This window comes from Ligilactobacillus murinus DSM 20452 = NBRC 14221, from assembly GCF_001591685.1.
Lineage (GTDB): Bacteria > Bacillota > Bacilli > Lactobacillales > Lactobacillaceae > Ligilactobacillus > Ligilactobacillus murinus.
The window spans coordinates 1-3,244 of sequence record NZ_BCVJ01000087.1 but is presented as its reverse complement, the minus strand read 5'-3'; the positions used below and the strand labels follow the sequence as shown (position 1 = coordinate 3,244).

Genomic DNA, 3,244 nt, shown 5'->3' with positions numbered 1-3,244 from the left:
TCAAACTTGTTCTTTGAAAACTAGATAATATCTTTTATTTCTTTGTTAATTAAAATAACCGAGAACACCGCGTTTTAAAGAGTTTAAAACATTTAATGTTTAATCGCTAAACTCATAACCATTATCGTAAGATAATATAGGTTAAGTTATTAAGGGCGCATGGTGGATGCCTTGGCACTAGGAGCCGATGAAGGACGTGACTAACTGCGATAAGCTTCGGGGAGTTGTAAGTAAACTGTGATCCGGAGATTTCCGAATGGGGAAACCCAGCAGGAGTAAAGACCTGTTATCACTGAGTGAATACATAGCTCAGTTGAAGGTAGACGTGGGGAACTGAAACATCTAAGTACCCATAGGAAGAGAAAGAAAATTCGATTCCCTGAGTAGCGGCGAGCGAAAAGGGAACAGCCCAAACCAGAGAGCTTGCTCTCTGGGGTTGTAGGACTGGACATTTGAGTTACCAAGAAACGAAGTAGTTGAATGATTTGGGAAGATCAGCCAGAGAAGGTGATAGCCCTGTAAGCGAAACTTCGTTTCCTCAGCCCAGTATCCTGAGTACGGCGGAACACGTGAAACTCCGTCGGAATCCGGGAGGACCATCTCCCAAGGCTAAATACTCCCTAGTGACCGATAGTGAACCAGTACCGTGAGGGAAAGGTGAAAAGCACCCCGGGAGGGGAGTGAAATAGTTCCTGAAACCATGTGCCTACAAGTAGTCAGAGCCCGTTAATGGGTGATGGCGTGCCTTTTGTAGAATGAACCGGCGAGTTACGTTAGCGTGCGAGGTTAAGGCGCAAAGGCCGGAGCCGTAGCGAAAGCGAGTCTGAATAGGGCGAATGAGTACGTTGACGTAGACCCGAAACCAGGTGACCTACCCATGTCCAGGTTGAAGGTGCGGTAAGACGCACTGGAGGACCGAACCCGTGTATGTTGAAAAATGCTGGGATGAGGTGTGGGTAGAGGTGAAATTCCAAACGAACTTGGAGATAGCTGGTTCTCTCCGAAATAGCTTTAGGGCTAGCCTCGGAGTTAAGGATCGTGGAGGTAGAGCACTGTTTGGACTAGGGGCCCGTCTTGGGTTACTGAATTCAGATAAACTCCGAATGCCACAGATCTATATCCGGGAGTCAGACTGCGAGTGATAAGATCCGTAGTCGAAAGGGAAACAGCCCAGACCACCGATTAAGGTCCCTAAATATGTGTTAAGTGGAAAAGGATGTGGAATTGCACAGACAACTAGGATGTTGGCTTAGAAGCAGCCACCATTTAAAGAGTGCGTAATAGCTCACTAGTCGAGTGATCCTGCGCCGAAAATGTAACGGGGCTAAACACATTACCGAAATCGTGGATGCAACTATGTTGCATGGTAGGAGAGCGTTCTAAGGGCGATGAAGCTAGACCGTAAGGACTGGTGGAGCGCTTAGAAGTGAGAATGCCGGTATGAGTAGCGAAAGATCAGTGAGAATCTGGTCCACCGTATGACTAAGGTTTCCTGGGGAAGGCTCGTCCTCCCAGGGTTAGTCGGGACCTAAGCCGAGGCCGAGAGGCGTAGGCGATGGATAACAGGTTGAGATTCCTGTACTGGTTTGATTTGTTTGAACGATGGAGGGACGCAGGAGGCTAGAGATGCGTGCTGTTGGATATGCACGTCCAAGCAACAAGTCTGATGATGAGTCAAATGCTTATCGTCTTAAGGACAAGTTGTGACGGGGAGCGAAATTAAAGTAGCGAAGTGATCGATGTCACACTGCCGAGAAAAGCTTCTAGTTAGAATCAGACCACCCGTACCGCAAACCGACACAGGTAGTCGAGGCGAGTAGCCTAAGGTGAGCGAGAGAACTCTCGTTAAGGAACTCGGCAAAATGACCCCGTAACTTCGGGAGAAGGGGTGCTGCACAATGTGCAGCCGCAGTGAATAGGCCCAGGCGACTGTTTATCAAAAACACAGGTTTCTGCAAAATCGTAAGATGAAGTATAGGGGCTGACGCCTGCCCGGTGCTGGAAGGTTAAGAGGATGGGTTAGCGTAAGCGAAGCTCAGAATTGAAGCCCCAGTAAACGGCGGCCGTAACTATAACGGTCCTAAGGTAGCGAAATTCCTTGTCGGGTAAGTTCCGACCCGCACGAAAGGCGTAACGATCTGGGCACTGTCTCAACGAGAGACTCGGTGAAATTATAATACCCGTGAAGATGCGGGTTACCCGCGACAGGACGGAAAGACCCCATGGAGCTTTACTGTAGCTTGATATTGGGTGTTTGTACAACTTGTACAGGATAGGTAGGAGCCGTAGAAGTCGGAACGCTAGTTTCGATCGAGGCGCTGGTGGGATACTACCCTCGTTGTATGAACACTCTAACCCTCGCCGCTTATCGCGGCGGGAGACAGTGTCAGGTGGGCAGTTTGACTGGGGCGGTCGCCTCCTAAAAGGTAACGGAGGCGCCCAAAGGTTCCCTCAGAATGGTTGGAAATCATTCGCAGAGTGTAAAGGCATAAGGGAGCTTGACTGCGAGACCTACAAGTCGAGCAGGGACGAAAGTCGGGCTTAGTGATCCGGTGGTTCCGCATGGAAGGGCCATCGCTCAACGGATAAAAGCTACCCTGGGGATAACAGGCTTATCTCCCCCAAGAGTCCACATCGACGGGGAGGTTTGGCACCTCGATGTCGGCTCATCGCATCCTGGGGCTGTAGTCGGTCCCAAGGGTTGGGCTGTTCGCCCATTAAAGCGGTACGCGAGCTGGGTTCAGAACGTCGTGAGACAGTTCGGTCCCTATCCGTCGCGGGCGTAGGAAATTTGAGAGGATCTGTCCTTAGTACGAGAGGACCGGGATGGACATACCGCTGGTGTACCAGTTGTTCTGCCAAGGGCATCGCTGGGTAGCTATGTATGGATGAGATAAACGCTGAAAGCATCTAAGTGCGAAACTCACCTCGAGATAAGATTTCCCATTCCTTTATGGAAGTAAGACCCCTGAGAGATGATCAGGTAGATAGGATGGAAGTGGAAGTACGGTGACGTATGGAGCGGACCATTACTAATCGGTCGAGGACTTAACCAAGTCAAAAACGTAGCGTTTTCGGAAATAAAGATATTGTCTAGTTTTGAGAGAACAAGGTTCTCACAAAAAAGTGTGGTGGCGATAGCACAAAGGCTACACCTGTTCCCATTCCGAACACAGAAGTTAAGCTTTGTAACGCCGATAGTAGTTAGGGGATCGCCCCTTGCGAGGGTAGGAAGTTGCCACGC

The 3,244-nt window shown here is 49.7% G+C and carries 2 rRNA genes; both read left to right on the top strand.

Annotated features, from left to right (window positions below):
• Positions 1-139 precede the first annotated feature (139 nt).
• A 23S ribosomal RNA gene (locus tag LMU01S_RS09715) occupies positions 140-3,056 on the top strand.
• A gap of 71 nt (positions 3,057-3,127) precedes the next feature.
• Positions 3,128-3,244, top strand: a 5S ribosomal RNA gene (rrf, locus tag LMU01S_RS09710).